Raw genomic sequence first — 17,255 nt, 5'->3', positions numbered from 1 at the left:
TTTTGTGGGGTGGTGCTTTTTTTTTTTTATCTGCGCCGGGGCCCCGGCCGGGTGCTCCCCCCCGCGGGCGGCCCCCCGGCCACACTCACAGGCTCACGTACTCACGCGGCTACGACATTCACCGCTTCCGCAGGCGCCTTGATGGTCACCCGCTCCGGTCCGGCCGTGACCGAAGCCATGGAGACCGAATTGAGCATCGGGCGGACCGGTGCGGTCACCGGTTCGCTCGCCGCGGCCGACTGTGCCAGTTCGGCCAGCGACAGCTCGTCACTGACTTCGCGCATCAGCTCGGACATCCGTACGTCCAACGCGTCGCAGATCGCGGAGAGCAGCTCGGAGGATGCCTCCTTCTGCCCCCGCTCCACCTCGGAGAGATAGCCGAGCGAGACTCGGGCCGACGAGGAGACTTCGCGCAGAGTACGGCCCTGGCGCTGGCGCTGCCGACGCAGCACGTCACCCAGCAGGCGACGGAGCAGAATCATCGGTGGCTCCCTCCTCTGACCGTGTAGCCGCATCCTTCACGCCCCACCGTACCGCCTCGCGCCGCGGCCGTGCGGGGAGCGATGTCGTGTTCACTCAGGGCTGCAAACATCAAATCCCCCCGTTGTGTTCCGTATCCTGCCTCCGCGCATTCTCGCGGAGTTGGCCTCGGAGAAGTTCCAGCACTGCGCGTGCGCTCTCCCTACGAATTTCCGTACGGGAGCCGTTCAACCTCAGCCGGGCTGTTTTCCTGCCCCCGGGGCCGTCCACAGCGATGTACACCGTGCCCACGGGCTGCCCGTCCTGCGGGTCCGGACCGGCCACCCCGGTGGTCGCTATCCCCCAGGAGGTGTCCATCACCCGCCGCACGCCGGCCGCCATCTCCTCGGCGACCCGCGCGTTCACCGCGCCCTCGGCGGCGAGCAGCGCGGCGTCCACGCCCAGGACCCGGTGCTTGAGCCCGGTCGCGTAGGCGGTGACCGACCCGTGGAAGGACCGGGAGGCGCCGGGAACGGCCGTGAGCTCGGCGGCGACCATGCCGCCGGTCAGGGACTCGGCGACGGCGAGGGTCTGCCCCCGCCCCGCGAGCAGCCGCAGCACCTCGGTCGCCACAGCCGTCGCCGCGGCCCCGCCCTCGGGTCGCGGAGCGCCCTCCGCCGCCGCTGTCACCTCTCGGCCCGCTCCGCCTCGACACCCCTGCGGCGCAGGACGACCGCCTGGCGGATGTAGTCCAGACCGGTGACGACGGTCAACACGACGGCGACCCCCATCATCCAGAAGCGCAGGGTCGCCAGCGGCCCGGTCAGCGCGAGCACGTACATGCCCACCGCCGTGCCCTGGGCCAGGGTCTTGAGCTTGCCGCCCCGGCTGGCCGGAATCACGCCGTAGCGGATCACCCAGAAGCGGAGCAGTGTGATCCCGAGCTCACGCCCGAGGATCACCCCGGTCACCCACCAGGGCAGGTCACCCAGCCAGGAGAGGCAGATCAGCGCGGAACCCATGATCGCCTTGTCGGCGATCGGGTCGGCGATCTTGCCGAAGTCGGTGACCAGGTTGTACGTCCGGGCCAGGTGCCCGTCGAAGATGTCCGTGATCATGGCCACGGCGAACGCCGCCCAGGCCCAGGCCCGCCAGGCCGGGTCGTACCCGCCCTGGGCGAGCAGCAGGAGGACGAATCCCGGCACGAGCACGAGCCGGATCATCGTCAGGATGTTGGCGATGTTCCAGAGGCTGGCCTGATTGACCGCCGCGACCCCCAGCTTCGCGCCGGGCACGGGCCGACGGCCGGTCCCGCCCGCCGCAGATGCCGGGACTCCGGTCATCCGGTCGCCTCCTCAAGATCCAGGCCCAGGGGCTCGGCCACCAGGTCCACACCCAGGGTGCCGACCACCTTCGCCGTGACGATACGCCCGGGGACCAGGCCCGTGCCGTCGGTGAAGACGACCTGCCCGTCGGTCTCGGGGGCCTGGTGGGCGGCGCGCCCGTAGGCGCCCTCGCCCTCGTCGGCCTCGTCCAGCGGGACGACGGTCTCGACGAGTACCTCCAGGGTCTCCCCGATCCGCTCCTCCGCGCGCTGCGAGGTGAGCTCCTCGGCGAGCCGCTGCATGTGGGCGAGCCGCTCGGCGATGGTTTCCTCGTCCAGCTTGTTCTCGTACGTGACGGCCTCGGTGCCGTCCTCGTCGGAGTAGCCGAAGACGCCGATGGCGTCCAGCCGCGCGTGGGTGAGGAAGCGCTCCAGCTCGGCGAAGTCCGACTCCTTCTCGCCGGGGAAGCCGACGATGAAGTTGGACCGGACGCCGGCCTGCGGGGCCTTGGAGCGGATGGTGTCCAGCAGTTCCAGGAAGCGGTCGGTGTCACCGAAGCGGCGCATGGCGCGCAGCACGTCGGGGGCCGAGTGCTGGAAGGACAGGTCGAAGTACGGCACGACCTTGGGCGTCGAGGTGAGGACGTCGATCAGCCCGGGCCGCATCTCGGCGGGCTGGAGGTAGCTGACGCGCACGCGCTCGATGCCGTCCACCGCGGCCAGCTCCGGCAGCAGGGACTCCAGCAGCCGGATGTCGCCGAGGTCCTTGCCGTACGAGGTGTTGTTCTCGGAGACCAGCATGACCTCCTTGACGCCCTGCTCGGCGAGCCAGCGCGTCTCGCCCAGTACGTCGCTGGGGCGGCGGGAGATGAAGGAGCCGCGGAAGGACGGGATGGCGCAGAAGGAGCAGCGCCGGTCGCAGCCCGAGGCCAGCTTGACCGAGGCGACGGGGCTCTTGTCGAGGCGGCGGCGCAGCGGCGCGCGCGGCCCTGAGGCGGGCGCCAGTCCGTCGGGGAGGTCCGCGGGGGCCTCGGCCACCGGCTCCTGGGCGTGACCGGGCAGGGCCACCTCGGCGTCCTGCCGCGCCGCCGGGCTGATCGGCAGCAGCTTGCGCCGGTCGCGCGGGGTGTGGGAGGCGTGGATGCCGCCGTTGAGGATGGTCTGGAGGCGGTCGGAGATGTCGGCGTAGTCGTCGAAGCCGAGCACGCCGTCGGCCTCGGGGAGCGCCTCGGCGAGTTCCTTGCCGTAGCGCTCGGCCATGCAGCCGACGGCGACCACGGCCTGGGTCCTGCCGTGGTCCTTGAGATCGTTGGCTTCCAGCAGGGCGTCTACGGAGTCCTTTTTGGCGGCTTCGACGAAGCCGCAGGTGTTGACGACGGCTACGTCCGCGTCGGCGGCGTCCTCGACGAGCTCCCAGCCATCCGCCGCCAAGCGGCCTGCGAGCTCCTCCGAGTCCACCTCGTTACGGGCGCAGCCAAGAGTGACAAGGGCGACGGTACGGCGTTCGGGCATGGACTCAAGACTACTTCGTCCCGGCACCGGCCCCCGCCCCACGCCCCCCACAGCAGGATCCCCGGGGTGCGGCGCGGGCACCCCGGGGATCCGGAATTACGTGTTCGGCCCGGATGCGGGCCGGGGTCAGCCCGCCTGGGGTTCGCCCGGGAGCGGGTCCTCCTTGGTGTAGGTGAGACGTTCCACCTGCCCCGGCTGGAAGTCGTCCTTGATCTCCTTGCCGTTCACGAAGAGCTTCACCGCGCCGGCGTCGCCGAGCACGAGGTCGACGGACTCCTTGTCCGTGAAGGTCTTGGACTCGCCCTGGGCGAGGGTGCCGTCGAAGAGCAGCCGGCCGCTGTGGTCCTTCGCGGAGATCCAGCTCTCGCCGGTGTCGGCCGTCAGGACGACCGTGACGAGGTCCTTGGGCGCGGCGGCGATGGCGCTGTCCGAGGGCTCCGGCTTGGGGGCCTGCGGGGTCTGGGGCTGGGCGGCGGGCTTTCCGCCGCTCTGCTTCGGCGCGGGCTGCGGGGCGGCGGAACCTTCCGCCACGGGCCGCTTGGTCTTCTCGCCGCCGCCGCTGAAGGCGGTGAAGCCGACGAAGCCGATCACGGCGACGATGGCGGCGACCATGGCGGCGGTCCAGTTGGGCCGCTGCCGTTCGGGGCGGATCCGTTCCGCTTCGAACATCGGCGCGGCGGGGGTGGGTGCCGGCCGGCCGCCGTGGGCCGCGTCGTAGCTCTCGATCAGGGGTGCCGGATCGAGGTGCACGGCGCGGGCGAGCGTACGGATGTGACCGCGGGCGTAGACGTCGCCGCCGCACCGCGTGAAGTCGTCCTCCTCGATCGCGTGCACGATCGGGATGCGCACGCGGGTGGTGGAACTGACCTCGTCGACTGTGAGCCCGGCGGCGATCCGGGCCTGCTTGAGGGCCGTCCCGATGGACGGTCCTTCGACGGGACGTTCGACGATGCGGTCCTCGGACTGGTCGTCGGTCGAAGGACGCTCTTCTTCGGGGGAGTTGGAGTTGCCGATGGACACGTGGGCGCCTTTCGAGCGTGTAGCCACCTGCTGGATGTCCAGTCTAGGGGGGTGACGAAAGGGTGGAGCAACCGGAGGGTGCTGTTCCTACGCCATCCGAATGGCGCGGGGGCGTCTCCCCGGTGCGGCGGCCCCGCGCCGTGCCGATGCCGTGCGCAGAGCCGTCACCTCCGTTCAACTGGACGCGGGCCCGGGGGAAACGGTTGCCCGCCGAATCCCTCCGACCGGCGCGCCTCACGGGTGGGCCTCACCCCGGATGACGGCGAGCACCGCGTCCAGCTCGTCGGCCTTGAGCAGCACGTCCCGCGCCTTGGACCCCTCGCTGGGGCCGACGATCCCGCGCGACTCCATCAGGTCCATCAGCCGGCCGGCCTTGGCGAACCCCACCCGCAGCTTGCGCTGGAGCATGGAGGTCGAGCCGAACTGGGTGGAGACCACCAGCTCGGCCGCCTGGCACAGCAGGTCCAGGTCGTCGCCGATGTCCTCGTCGATCTCCTTCTTCTGCTTCTGCCCGACCGTGACGTCGTCCCGGAAGACCGGGGCCATCTGGTCCTTGCAGTGCTGCACGATGCCGGCGATCTCCTCCTCGGTGACGAAGGCGCCCTGCAGCCGGACGGGCTTGTTCGCCCCCATGGGGAGGAACAGCCCGTCGCCCTTGCCGATCAGCTTCTCCGCGCCGGGCTGGTCCAGGATGACCCGGCTGTCGGCGAGGGAGGAGGTGGCGAACGCGAGCCGCGAGGGCACGTTCGCCTTGATCAGGCCGGTCACCACGTCCACGGAGGGCCGCTGGGTCGCCAGCACCAGGTGGATACCGGCCGCGCGGGCCAGCTGGGTGATGCGGACGATGGAGTCCTCCACGTCGCGCGGGGCCACCATCATCAGGTCCGCGAGCTCGTCGACGATCACGAGCAGGTACGGGTACGGGCTGAGCTCCCGCTCGCTGCCCGGCGGCAGTTTGATCTTGCCGTCGCGGATGGCCTGGTTGAAGTCGTCGATGTGCCGGTAGCCGAAGGCGGCCAGGTCGTCGTAGCGCAGGTCCATCTCGCGCACCACCCACTGGAGTGCCTCGGCGGCCCGCTTGGGGTTCGTGATGATCGGCGTGATGAGGTGCGGAATGCCCTCGTACGCCGTCAGCTCCACCCGCTTGGGGTCCACGAGGACCATCCGGACGTCCTCCGGGGTGGCCCGCACCATGACCGAGGTGATCAGGCAGTTGATGCACGAGGACTTGCCGGAGCCGGTGGCGCCGGCGACCAGGACGTGCGGCATCTTGGCGAGGTTGGCCATGACGTAGCCGCCCTCGACGTCCTTGCCGAGGGCGACCAGCATCGGATGGTCGTCCTCGGCCGCGTCCGCCAGCCGCAGCACGTCGCCGAGGTTGACCATCTCCCGGTCGGTGTTCGGGATCTCGATGCCGACCGCCGACTTCCCCGGGATCGGGCTGATGATCCGCACGTCCGGCGAGGCCACGGCATAGGCGATGTTCTTGGCCAGCGCGGTGATCCGCTCGACCTTCACCGCCGGACCGAGCTCCACCTCGTAGCGGGTGACCGTCGGGCCCCGGGTGAAGCCGGTGACCCTCGCGTCGACCTTGAACTCCATGAACACATTGGTCAGCGAGGCCACGACGGCGTCGTTGGCGGCGCTGCGGGTCTTGCCCGGACCGCCCTTCTCCAGCAGGTCCAGGGACGGCAGCGCGTACGTGATGTCCCCGCGCAGCTGGAGCTGCTCCGCCCGCGGCGGCAGGGCCTGGGCCTGCGGCGGGGTCTTCGTCAGGTCGGGCACCGACAGCGTGCCGGAGGCGGCGGCGGTGGTGGCGTGCGGCTCCGGCGCGCCGGGCGCGGGCGCCGGCGCCGCGGTCTTCCCCGGCTCCGGGGCCCCGGCGGGCTCCGCCGGTACGGGGCGCCCCGCCCGGGCGGGCGGCACGGGGGCGGTGGGCTCGGCGCCCTCCCGCTCGGTGCTGATCCCGTGCGTGAGGCCGGCGACCAGCGGCGAGGGCGGCAGCCCTCCGTACACGGCCCCGTCCAGCGCGGCGGCCGCCGCCGCGGCCACGTCCACGGCGTCCATCCCGCGGTCCGCGGCAGGGCGCGCCGCGGCCCGCCGCGGCCGGCGCCGGCGGGCGAGCGCCTCCTCCTCGGCGGTGTCCGCCGGACCGCCGTGCCCGGCACCCGCCCGCGCCCGCCAGCGCTCGGGGTCGTGCCGGTCGGCGGCGGGCGCCGCCCCCTCGGCCTCGGCGTAGCCCTCGTCGTACACGTTCGGCGCGATGATCCCGAGCCGGATGCCCAGCCTGCGCAGCCGCTGCGGGATCGCGTTGACCGGGGTCGCGGTGACCACCAGCAGCCCGAAGACGGTGAGCAGGACCAGCATCGGCACGGCCAGCGGCGCGCCCATGGTGAAGATCAGCGGCTTGGAGGCGCCCCAGCCGATGAGCCCGCCCGCGTCCTGCATGGCGGTGGTGCCCGCGTCCCGGCCGGGCGCCCCGCAGGCGATGTGGACCAGGCCCAGGACCCCGATGACCAGGGCGGAGAGCCCGACGCCGATGCGGCCGTTGGCGTCCGTCTGCTCGGGATGGCGGATGAAACGCACCGCCATCACGCCGAGCAGGACCGGCACGAGCAGATCCAGTCGCCCGAAGGCACCGGTGATCAGCATCGTGACCAGATCGCCGACGGGACCGCTCAGATTCGACCAGGTTCCGGCGGCGACGATCAGCGCGAGGGCGAGCAGCAGCAGCGCGACGCCGTCCTTGCGGTGGGCGGGATCCAGGTTCCTGGCGCCCTGCCCGACCCCGCGGAAGATCGCCCCGACCGCGTGCGCGCAGCCCAGCCAGACGGCGCGCACCAACCGCACCACGCCGCTCGTCGGGGACGGCGCGGGCTTCGCCGCGACCTTCCGCACCGGGGCGCGCCTGGGCGCCGCGGCCTTCCTCGCCGGCCCCCGCGCGGAAGCGGCCTTCTTCGCCGGCGCCGCCGTACGGCCGGTGCGGCCCTTCGCGGTGCCCGCCGTGCTCTGGGAACCCTTGCCGGACGTACGTGAGGCCATGGGGCCGAGGTTACCGGTGCGCGGGCCGGTGGACACGCGTGCCCACCCCTTCACCCGTTCGTGTCGCTCGATCGGTAGGCGCTTTGACGTCCCGCCAGACCTGACACACCACCAGGCGGCACCCGGCCGCCACCCCTTGCGACAACCCGCGGACGGCGGCCGCGGGCGAGGCGGGGCTCCCTAGCCCTGGGCGGGCAGTACGGCTCCCCCGCCCGTCCCGGGTTCGAGCGCGTCGAGCGCCCTGCGCAAACCGGTGAGCTTGCGTTCCAGATGGGCCGCGGTCGCCACCACCGCCCCGTCGGCCGACTCCTCGCCGAGCTGCTTGGTCAGCGCCTCCGCCTGCTCCTCGACCGCCGCGAGCCGCGCGGAGAGCTCGGCCAGCAGCCCGGCCGTCTCCTTGCCCGCGTCGCCCCCGTCGGAGCTGCCGCCCTCCAGCTGGAGCCGCAGCAGCGCCGCCTGCTCCCGCAGTTGGCAGTTCTTCGTGTACAGCTCCACGAAGACCGACACCTTGGCCCGCAGCACCCACGGGTCGAAGGGCTTGGAGATGTAGTCGACCGCACCCGCCGCGTACCCGCGGAACGTGTGGTGCGGACCGTGGTTGATCGCGGTGAGGAAGATGATCGGGATGTCCCTGGTCCGCTCCCGCCGCTTGATGTGCGCGGCCGTCTCGAAACCGTCCATCCCCGGCATCTGCACATCCAGCAGGATGACCGCGAAATCGTCCGTCAGCAGCGCCTTGAGCGCTTCCTCCCCCGACGACGCCCGGACCAGTGTCTGATCGAGCGCGGAGAGGATGGCCTCCAGCGCCAGCAGATTCTCCGGCCGGTCGTCGACCAGGAGGATCTTGGCCTTCTGCACCATGCCCTGTCCTCCTCGCCCCGGCATGGGGCCTCCCCGGCTCCGGGCGCCGGCCTGTGCGCCGGGCCCCGCCCCAGAGGACGACACCCTTGCGCCATCCGTCCTTGTGCCGGTCATCGTAGCCCCAGTCCCGAGATCGCCACACCCTGTCACCAGGATGTCACTGTGCACTTAGCGGAAACGGTGCGGGGGAGCAGAAGGTTCCCCGTATACCGCCCTCCCACACCGTCACGGCCACAGTCGGTCGGCCGCGTACCCCACTTCGCCCGCCCGGTGATCACTTCCCGCGCATCCACTGCTCCATCACCGACAGCAGGTAGTCCGGATCGACCGGCTTGGTGACGTAGTCGGAAGCGCCGGAGTCGATGGCCTTCTCCCGGTCCCCCTTCATCGCCTTCGCCGTCAGCGCGATGATCGGCAGCCCCGCGAACTGCGGCATCCGCCGGATCGCGGACGTCGTCGCGTACCCGTCCATCTCGGGCATCATGATGTCCATCAGCACGACCGTGACGTCGTCGTGCTGCTCCAGGACCTCGATGCCCTCCCGTCCGTTCTCCGCGTACAGCACCGCCAGCCCGTGCTGTTCCAGCACGCTGGTCAGGGCGAACACGTTGCGTACGTCGTCGTCCACGATGAGCACCTTCTCGCCGTGGAAGTCGTACGTCCGGGGCACCACCGGGAGTTCCTCGTCCGCGCTGCCCCAACAGTCCTCGGCGCCCACCGCGTTCGGCTGCCCGGGCACCGCCGCGGACCGCCCGTCCGCGTCGCCCAGCGCCTTGCGTCGCCGCCGGAACAGCGCGGCCCCGCCCTGGCCGCCGCCGCGTCCGGGCTGCCCGTACTCGGAACCGGTCCCGGACAGCGCCGCCCTCGTCGGCTGCGCCTGGACCGGCGCCGCGGGCGGTGCCACCGGACTCGCCGGCAGCGCCGGCCGCGTCTGCTCCGACTGCCGTCGGTACAGCTCCCCGCGGCCGCCCCCGGGCGCGGGCGGCGCGTACCCCTGCGGAGGCAGCTCGCTCGGGTGCAGCGGCAGGTACAGCGTGAAGGTGGACCCGCGGCCCGGCTCGCTCGCCGCGTGGATCTCCCCGCCCAGCAGCCGGGCGATCTCCCGGCTGATCGACAGGCCCAGGCCGGTACCGCCGTACTTGCGGCTCGTCGTCCCGTCCGCCTGCTTGAACGCCTCGAAGATCACCAGCATCTTGCTCGCCGCGATCCCGATCCCGGTGTCCGTCACCGAGAAGGCGATCAGGTCCGCGTCGGCCTCCCGCAGCGACCCGGCCTCCAGCAGCTGCTCCCGGATGGCCGAGGGCACGTCGGCACCGGCAGGCCTGATCACCAGCTCCACGGCGCCGGTGTCGGTGAACTTCACCGCGTTCGACAGCAGGTTGCGCAGCACCTGCAGGAGGCGCTGCTCGTCCGTGTGCAGGGTGGCGGGCAGCTCCGGGGAAACCCGTACCGAGAAGTCCAGCCCCTTCTCCGCCGTCAGCGGCCGGAAGGTCGCCTCCACGTAGTCCACGAGCTGGACCAGGGCGATCCGGGTCGGCGAGACGTCCATCTTGCCGGCCTCGACCTTGGACAGGTCCAGGATGTCGTTGATCAGCTGGAGCAGGTCCGAACCCGCCCCGTGGATGGTCTCGGCGAACTCCACCTGCTTCGGCGAGAGGTTCTCGTCCGCGTTGTCGGCGAGCAGCTTGGCCAGGATCAGCAGCGAGTTGAGCGGCGTCCGCAGCTCGTGCGACATGTTCGCCAGGAACTCGGACTTGTAGCGCATCGAGACCGCGAGCTGCTCGGCGCGCTCCTCCAGGACCTGCCGGGCCTCCTCGATCTCGGTGTTCTTCACCTCGATGTCCCGGTTCTGCTGGGCCAGCAGCTCGGCCTTCTCCTCCAGCTCCGCGTTGGCGGCCTGGAGGGCCTTCTGCCGGTTCTCCAGCTCGTCGGAGCGCTCGCGCAGCTGCTCGGTCATCTCCTGCGACTGCTTGAGCAGCATCTCCGTCTTGGAGTTGACGCTGATGGTGTTGACGCTCGTGCCGATCATCTCGGCGATCTGGCTGAGGAAGTCCTTCTGGATCTGCGTGAACGGCGTGAAGGAGGCCAGCTCGATGACGCCGAGCACCTTCCCCTCGAAGAGCACCGGCAGCACGATCACATGCGCCGGCGGCGCCTCACCGAGCCCGGAGGAGATCTTCAAGTACCCGGGCGGGGTGTTCTCCACCAGGATCGTCCGCTTCTCCTCGGCGACCGTCCCGATCAGCCCCTCCCCCGGCCGGAACGAGATGGGCATCCGGCCGCCGGCGTACGCGTAGCTCCCGCGCATCCGCAGCTCGTACGAGCCGTCCGCGCCCCCCTCCGTCCCGATCTCGGTGGTACCGCCGGCCGGCAGCGCCAGGAAGAACGCACCGTGCTGCGCCGACACCACCGGGGTGAGCTCGCTCATGATCAGCGAGGCCACGTCGTCGAGCTCCCGGCGCCCCTGCATCAGGGCGGAGATCCGTGCCAGGTTGCCCTTGAGCCAGTCCTGCTCCTTGTTCGCCAGGGTGGTGTCGCGCAGGTTGACGATCATCGTGTTGATGTTGTCCTGGAGGACCTGGATCTCCCCCGCCGCGTCCACGTCGACCTTGAGGCTCAGGTCGCCGCGGGTCACCGCCGTCGCCACGGCCGCGATCGCGCGCACCTGCCGGGTGAGGTTCCCGGCCATCTCGTTCACGGATTCCGTGAGGTCCCGCCACGTCCCGTCGACGTCCCGCACACGCGCCTGGCCGCCCAGGATGCCCTCCGTGCCCACCTCACGGGCGACCCGCGTGACCTGGTCCGCGAAGGACGACAGCTGGTCGACCATCGTGTTGATGGTGGTCTTGAGCTCCAGGATCTCGCCGCGGGCGTCGATGTCGATCTTCTTGGTCATGTCGCCCTTGGCGATGGCGGTCGTGACCATGGCGATCTGCCGCACCTGACCCGTCAGGTTGGAGGCCATGAAGTTCACCGAGTCCGTCAGGTCCTTCCACGTCCCCGAGACCCCGGGAACATGCGCCTGGCCGCCCAGGCGGCCCTCCGTACCCACCTCGCGCGCCACCCGGGTCACCTCGTCGGCGAAGGACGACAGGGTCTTCACCATCGTGTTGACCGTGTCCGCGAGCTGCGCGACCTCGCCGCGCGCCTCGACCGTGACCTTCTTCGTCAGGTCGCCGTTCGCGACCGCCGCCGAGACCTGGGCGATCCCGCGCACCTGGGCCGTCAGATTGCCGGCCATCGTGTTGACGTTGTCGCTGAGGTCCTTCCAGATGCCGGTCACCCCGCGCACCCGGGCCTGACCGCCCAGAATGCCCTCGGTGCCCACCTCGCGGGCCACCCGGGTCACCTGCTCGGCGAACGAGGACAGCTGGTCGACCATGGTGTTGACGGTGGTGACCAGTTCGAGGATCTCGCCCTTGGCGTCGACCGTGATCTTCTTGGAGAGGTCGCCCATGGCGACCGCCGTGGTCACCTCGGCGATGTTGCGCACCTGCGAGGTCAGGTTGTTGGCCATGAAGTTGACGGACTGCGTGAGGTCCTTCCAGGTGCCGGAGACACCCTTCACCTCGGCCTGCCCGCCCAGGATGCCCTCGGTACCCACCTCGCGCGCCACCCGCGTCACCTGCTCCGCGAAGTTCGAGAGCTGGTCGACCATCGTGTTGAGGGTGTTCTTCAACTCCAGGATCTCGCCCCGGGCGTCCACGTCGATCTTCTGCGACAGGTCGCCGCGCGCCACCGCCGTGGCGACCTGCGCGATATTGCGCACCTGCGAGGTCAGGTTCCCGGCCATGCCGTTCACGGAGTCCGTCAGGTCCCGCCAGACGCCGGCCACACCCGGCACCTGCGCCTGACCGCCGAGCCGGCCGTCCGTACCCACCTCGCGCGCCACCCGGGTCACCTGCTCGGCGAAGGCCGAGAGCTGGTCGACCATCGTGTTGATGGTGTTCTTCAACTCCAGGATCTCGCCCCGGGCGTCCACGTCGATCTTCTGCGACAGGTCACCGCGCGCCACCGCCGTGGTCACCTGGGCGATCTGCCGCACCTGGGAGGTCAGGTTCCCGGCCATGAAGTTGACCGAGTCGGTCAGCTCCTTCCAGGTGCCCGAGACGCCCTCCACCCGGGCCTGCCCGCCGAGCCGTCCCTCCGTACCCACGTCCCGCGCCATCCGCGTGACCTGGTCGGCGAAGGAGGACAGCTGGTCCACCATCGTGTTCACGGTGTTCTTGAGCTGGAGCATCTCGCCGGAGACGTCCACGGTGACCTTCTGCGACAGGTCGCCGTTCGCGACCGCCGTCGTCACCTGCGCGATGTTGCGCACCTGTCCGGTGAGGTTGCGGAAGGCCGTGTTCACCGAGTCGGTGAGGTCCTTCCACGTACCGGCGGCGCCCGGCACCTGCGCCTGACCGCCCAGCTCACCCTCGACGCCGACCTCGCGGGCCACACGCGTCACTTCCGCACCGAAGGACTGGAGCTGGTCCACCATCGTGTTGACGGTGTTCTTCAGCTCCAGCATCTCGCCGGCGACATCGACTGTGACCTTCTGCGACAGATCGCCGTTGGCGACCGCCGTCGTCACCGTCGCGATGTCCCGCACCTGCGTGGTGAGGTTGCGGAAGACCGTGTTCACCGAGTCGGTGAGGTCCTTCCACGTACCCGCGGCCCCCGGCACCTGCGCCTGACCGCCGAGCGTTCCCTTGGCACCGACCTCGCTGGCCACCCGGGTGACCTCGTCCGCGAAGGTCCGCAGCGTCTCGGTCATCTGGTTGATCGTTTCGGCCAGCTGCGCCACCTCGCCGCGCGCGCTCACCCGGACCTTCTGCGACAGGTCGCCGTTCGCGACCGCCGTCGTCACCTGCGCGATCCCGCGCACCTGGGCCGTCAGGTTCCCGGCCATGGTGTTGACCGAGTCCGTCAGGTCCTTCCACACACCGGCGACCCCGGGCACCTTCGCCTGGCCGCCCAGCTCACCCTCGGTACCCACCTCGCGGGCGACCCTCGTCACCTCGGAGGAGAACGACGACAGCTGGTCCACCATCGTGTTCACGGTGTTCTTCAGCTGGAGCATCTCGCCGGCCACGTGCACCGTGACCTTGCGCGACAGATCGCCCTTGGCCACCGCCGTCGTGACGAGAGCGATGTCACGCACCTGAGCGGTGAGCCGGTACGCCATCGTGTTGACGGAGTCGGTCAGATCCTTCCAGGAACCGGACATACCGCGCACCTGGGCCTGACCGCCGAGCTTGCCCTCGGTACCGACTTCGAGCGCCACGCGCGTCACCTCGTCGGTGAACGCGGACAGCTGGTCGACCAGGTTGTTGACCGTGCGCCCGACCTTGAGGAACTCCCCGCGCAACGGATGCCCGGCCCCCTCGGCGGCCTGCGCGCGCAGGTCCATCCGCTGGTCCAGGTCGCCCTCGGCGACCGCCGACAGCACCCGGCCCACCTCGGACACCGGCCGCGCCAGATCGTCCACCAGCTGGTTCGAGGCATCGATCGCGGCCGCCCAGGAGCCCTCGCACGCGCCTGTTTCCAGCCGTTCGCTGAGCTTGCCCTCGCGGCCCACCATGCGCCGGACCCTCGACAACTCCCCGGTCAGGTGGAGATTGCGGTCGGCGACCTCGTTGTAGACGGCGGCGATCTCCGCCATCACGCCCTCGCCGGACACCGTCAACCGCTTGCGGAAATTCCCGTCCCGCATCGACACCAGGGCCGTGAGCAGCCGGTTCAAGGCCGCGGTATCGACCTCCGTCGTGCCACCGCGCCGGGAACGGCCGCCCTTCGGCCGCGTTCCCGTACGCCGCACCGCTGCGCCAGACTCCACCGTGTCCCTCCCGAAAGGGTCGACCACTGTTCCACCGGACACCGGACTCCGCGAGCCGGCCCACCAAGCCTGCCCAGTGTTTCACCCTGGCCGAACCCGGCCATAACACTTCGGCACCATCGCACACCCGCCGTACCCTGCGGGTGGATTCCCCGAGGTGGGCACCATGCCGACCGTGAAGGTAAGTAACCTGGCACCCGATGTCCAACCGCGTCGAAGGAGAATCGTGATCACGGCACGGGCGGCTGCCAGTTTCGATCCCCTCGGGCGTTCGGTCGCCGCAGCCCGCGCGTTCGTCCGCGACACCCTGCAGGGCTGGGGCTTCGCGGACATCGTCGACGACGCGGTGGTCCTCACCAGCGAGCTCGTCACCAATGCCGTGGTGCACGCCGGCACCAGCGCCGAGGTGCTGTGCCTGCGCGCCGAGGACGGCGTACGGGTCGAGGTCGCCGACCGGTACCCCGAGCGCGAGCTCCCCCTCCAGCTGCCGGGCGAGCGGCCGTACGCCGACCCCGACCGCGAGAACGGCCGGGGCCTCATGCTCTGCGCCGCCCTCGCCACCCGCTGGGGAGTCGAGTACACCGCGGCGCACAAACACGTGTGGTTCCGCCTCGACCTGCCCGACCGGCCGGTCGGTACCCGGTCCTCGGGCCCCGTCGTCCCCGACCAGCTGCTCCCCCTCGCCGACAGCCGGGTGCGCGTGGCCGTCCTGCAGATCGACGCGTCGGGCACCGTCTCCGGCTGGAACGACGACGCCGAGCACGTCTTCGGACATCCCGCGGAGAAGGCCGTGGGCCGCCCGCTCGCCGAGCTGGCCGCCTGGCCGCAGACCCCCGGCACCGGTACCGGCATCGCCGAGGCGCTGCGGCTGTCCCGCTGGGAGGGCAGCTACGGCATCCGGGGCGCCGACGGCCGGGTCATCCCCGTCTACGCCTCCCACCTGCGGGTACGCGACGCCCACGGCGAACCGTCGATCGTCTGCCTCCTCGTCCACGACGACGAGCGCGCCCTGCTCCAGACCCCCGCACGGGTCCCCGCCTCCGACGGGCACCTCACCGAGCCACGCGCCGCGGACCCCTTCGAGGTGTTCATCGGCTCCCCCGCTCCCGACGACCTCGACGGCCTCCTGCAGCGCACCGTCGAGCGGGCCCGGGACCTCCTCGACGCCGACGCCGCCTTCCTGCTGCTGGCCACCGACGACGAGACCGAGCTGGAGGTACGGGCCACGACCGGCCTGCCCTCCACCCGCCAGCGCTTCGCCCGCGTCCCCGTCGAGGCCGGCACCAACCGCTACGGCTCCGCCCGGATGCCCGCCGTCCACGACGACCTCGCCGCCGTCTCCGGAGCGGTCCCGCTCCTGGAGAACACCGGCATGCGCTCCGTGGTCACCGTGCCGCTCAAGGTGGAGGGCCGGCTCACCGGCTCCCTCGGCGTCGCCGCCGAGACCCCCGGCCGCTACACGAACGAGGAGGCCCTGCACCTCCAGTTCGCCGCCGACCGGATCGCCCTCGCCGTCGAGTCGGCCCGCCTGGGCGAGCTGGAGCGGCTGCGCCGGGGCTCGCTCTCCTTCCTCGTGGAGGCCTCCGACCTGCTGGCCGGCACCCTCGACCGAGACCAGACCCTGGCCCTCATGGCCCAGATGACGGTCCCCACGCTGGCCACCTGGTGCGCCGTCTACACCATCGCCGACCAGTCGTCCGACCCGTACCTCTCCTACGTCCTGCACGAGGACGAGGAACGCATCGACGGGCTCAAGGCCCTGCTCTCCCGGGTCAGCCCGCCCGAGCCGGTCCGCGAGGCCGGCGCCCGCCCCTGGCCGGAGACGGCCCTGGCGGTCGGCGGCGAGACGGTCGTGCTGCCCCTGCTCGCCCGCAACCGCGTGATCGGCCTCCTGACCCTGGGCAAGCCGAGCGAGGAGCACTTCCGCCAGGAGATCCTCGAACTCGCGGAGGACCTCTCCCGCCGCGCCGCGCTCGCCCTCGACAACGCCCGCCTCTACTCCGAGCGCACCGCGATCAGCCGCTCCCTCCAGCGCAGCCTGCTGCCGCAGGGCTCGCCCGCGGTCCCGGGCATGGAGGTCGAGGTCATCTACCGCGCCGCCGGCGAGGGCAACGAGGTGGGCGGCGACTTCTACGACGTCTTCCCGATCCGCGAGGGGGTGTACGGCTTCGCCATCGGTGACGTCTGCGGTACGGGCCCCGAAGCGGCCGCCGTCACCGGCCTCGCCCGGCACGCCCTGCGCCTCCTGGCCCGCGAGGGCCTGGGCGGGCCGGCCGTGCTGGAGCGCCTCAACGCGGCCATCCTCGACGAGGGCGCCCGCAGCCGCTTCCTCACCCTTCTCTACGGCGAGCTGCACCCCCAGGCCGACGGCAGCGCCCGGATGAAGGTCGTCTGCGCCGGTCACCCGCTGCCGCTGCGCCTCCGCACGAACGGCGAGGTCACCCCGGCGGCGGACCCGCAGCCCCTGCTGGGCGTGATCGACGACCTGGAGCTCTTCGAGCAGACGATGACCCTCGACCCGGGCGACGTCCTGCTGTGCGTCACGGACGGTGTGACCGAACGCCGCGAGGGCAGCCGCATGCTCGGCGACGACGGCCTGGCCGAGGTCCTCACCACGTGCACCGGCCTCACCGCGGGCGCGGTCGCCTCGCGCATCCTGCGCACGGTGGAGCGCTTCGCCGCGGAACCCGCCTCGGACGACATGGCCATCCTCGCCTTCCGTGTCCCGCAGCCCCGCGAGGGCGAGTAGTCCCGAACGCCCTCCCGGGCTCACCCCGCCGCCACCCGCTCCGATCCCACCGGCGGCGGGTGGAGTCGGCGCATCGGCCCTGAAACGCAGAAAGGCCCCCGCCATGAGGCGGGGGCCTTTCTTGTCAGAGCCCTTTAACGGAATCGAACCGTTGACCTTCTCCTTACCATGGAGACGCTCTACCGACTGAGCTAAAAGGGCGGGTTGTTCGGCGGCGTCCTACTCTCCCACAGGGTCCCCCCTGCAGTACCATCGGCGCTGAAAGGCTTAGCTTCCGGGTTCGAAATGTAACCGGGCGTTTCCCTAACGCTATGACCACCGAAACACTATGAAAATTTGAACGCTGGCATGGACACAGCTGTTCGTTATTTCAGAACTAACACAGTGGACGCGAGCAACTGAGGACAAGCCCTCGGCCTATTAGTACCAGTCAGCTTCACCCGTTACCGGGCTTCCACATCTGG

9 protein-coding genes, 1 tRNA gene and 1 rRNA gene are annotated in these 17,255 nt (G+C 71.0%); 1 reads left to right on the top strand and 10 read right to left on the bottom strand.

What is annotated here, in order from left to right; all coding sequences use genetic code 11:
- Positions 1–101: 101 nt before the first annotated feature.
- The 8 genes from ACFWUQ_RS21040 to ACFWUQ_RS21005 all read right to left on the bottom strand — a co-directional run bounded on the left by ACFWUQ_RS21040 (position 102) and on the right by ACFWUQ_RS21005 (position 14,042).
- Entirely contained in the window at positions 102–482 is a 381-nt protein-coding gene (locus ACFWUQ_RS21040) for a helix-turn-helix domain-containing protein (RefSeq protein WP_384540059.1), read from the bottom strand.
- Positions 483–591: 109 nt separating this feature from the next.
- Complete coding sequence (locus ACFWUQ_RS21035) at positions 592–1,149, bottom strand: CinA family protein (RefSeq protein WP_384540056.1); 558 nt, start codon at positions 1,147–1,149, stop codon at positions 592–594.
- Positions 1,146–1,802 carry a CDP-diacylglycerol--glycerol-3-phosphate 3-phosphatidyltransferase gene (gene pgsA / locus ACFWUQ_RS21030; protein WP_384540054.1) on the bottom strand — a complete coding sequence of 219 codons (657 nt, stop codon included), beginning with the start codon at positions 1,800–1,802 and terminating at the stop codon, positions 1,146–1,148. The genes ACFWUQ_RS21035 and pgsA overlap by 4 nt, the downstream gene beginning before the upstream one ends.
- Entirely contained in the window at positions 1,799–3,295 is a 1,497-nt protein-coding gene (rimO, locus tag ACFWUQ_RS21025) for a 30S ribosomal protein S12 methylthiotransferase RimO (protein ID WP_384540051.1), read from the bottom strand. Before rimO ends, pgsA begins: the two co-directional genes overlap by 4 nt.
- Before the next feature lie 126 nt (positions 3,296–3,421).
- Positions 3,422–4,315 carry a RodZ domain-containing protein gene (locus tag ACFWUQ_RS21020; RefSeq protein WP_384540048.1) on the bottom strand — a complete coding sequence of 298 codons (894 nt, stop codon included), beginning with the start codon at positions 4,313–4,315 and terminating at the stop codon, positions 3,422–3,424.
- A gap of 234 nt (positions 4,316–4,549) precedes the next feature.
- A complete protein-coding gene (locus tag ACFWUQ_RS21015) occupies positions 4,550–7,357 on the bottom strand; it encodes a DNA translocase FtsK (protein ID WP_384540045.1) in 2,808 nt (935 codons plus the stop codon).
- 180 nt (positions 7,358–7,537) lie between these two features.
- Complete coding sequence (locus tag ACFWUQ_RS21010) at positions 7,538–8,218, bottom strand: two-component system response regulator (RefSeq protein WP_384540043.1); 681 nt, start codon at positions 8,216–8,218, stop codon at positions 7,538–7,540.
- Positions 8,219–8,492: 274 nt separating this feature from the next.
- The gene (locus tag ACFWUQ_RS21005; RefSeq protein ID WP_384540040.1) at positions 8,493–14,042 is read right to left on the bottom strand and encodes a HAMP domain-containing protein; all 5,550 of its coding nucleotides are present in this window, start codon (positions 14,040–14,042) and stop codon (positions 8,493–8,495) included.
- 166 nt (positions 14,043–14,208) lie between these two features.
- Here ACFWUQ_RS21005 and ACFWUQ_RS21000 point away from each other — a divergent pair, with 166 nt between their 5' ends.
- Positions 14,209–16,791, top strand: a complete 2,583-nt coding sequence (locus ACFWUQ_RS21000; RefSeq protein WP_384540038.1) for a SpoIIE family protein phosphatase — start codon at positions 14,209–14,211, stop codon at positions 16,789–16,791.
- A gap of 128 nt (positions 16,792–16,919) precedes the next feature.
- Here ACFWUQ_RS21000 and ACFWUQ_RS20995 read toward each other — a convergent pair.
- A tRNA-Thr gene (locus ACFWUQ_RS20995) sits at positions 16,920–16,992 on the bottom strand.
- Positions 16,993–16,997: 5 nt separating this feature from the next.
- Positions 16,998–17,114: ribosomal RNA gene (rrf, locus tag ACFWUQ_RS20990) — 5S ribosomal RNA — on the bottom strand.
- Positions 17,115–17,255: the final 141 nt, after the last annotated feature.

The organism is Streptomyces sp. NPDC058662 (assembly GCF_042716255.1).
In the GTDB taxonomy this organism is placed as follows: domain Bacteria; phylum Actinomycetota; class Actinomycetes; order Streptomycetales; family Streptomycetaceae; genus Streptomyces.
This window is presented reverse-complemented; position numbering and strand designations above follow the sequence as displayed.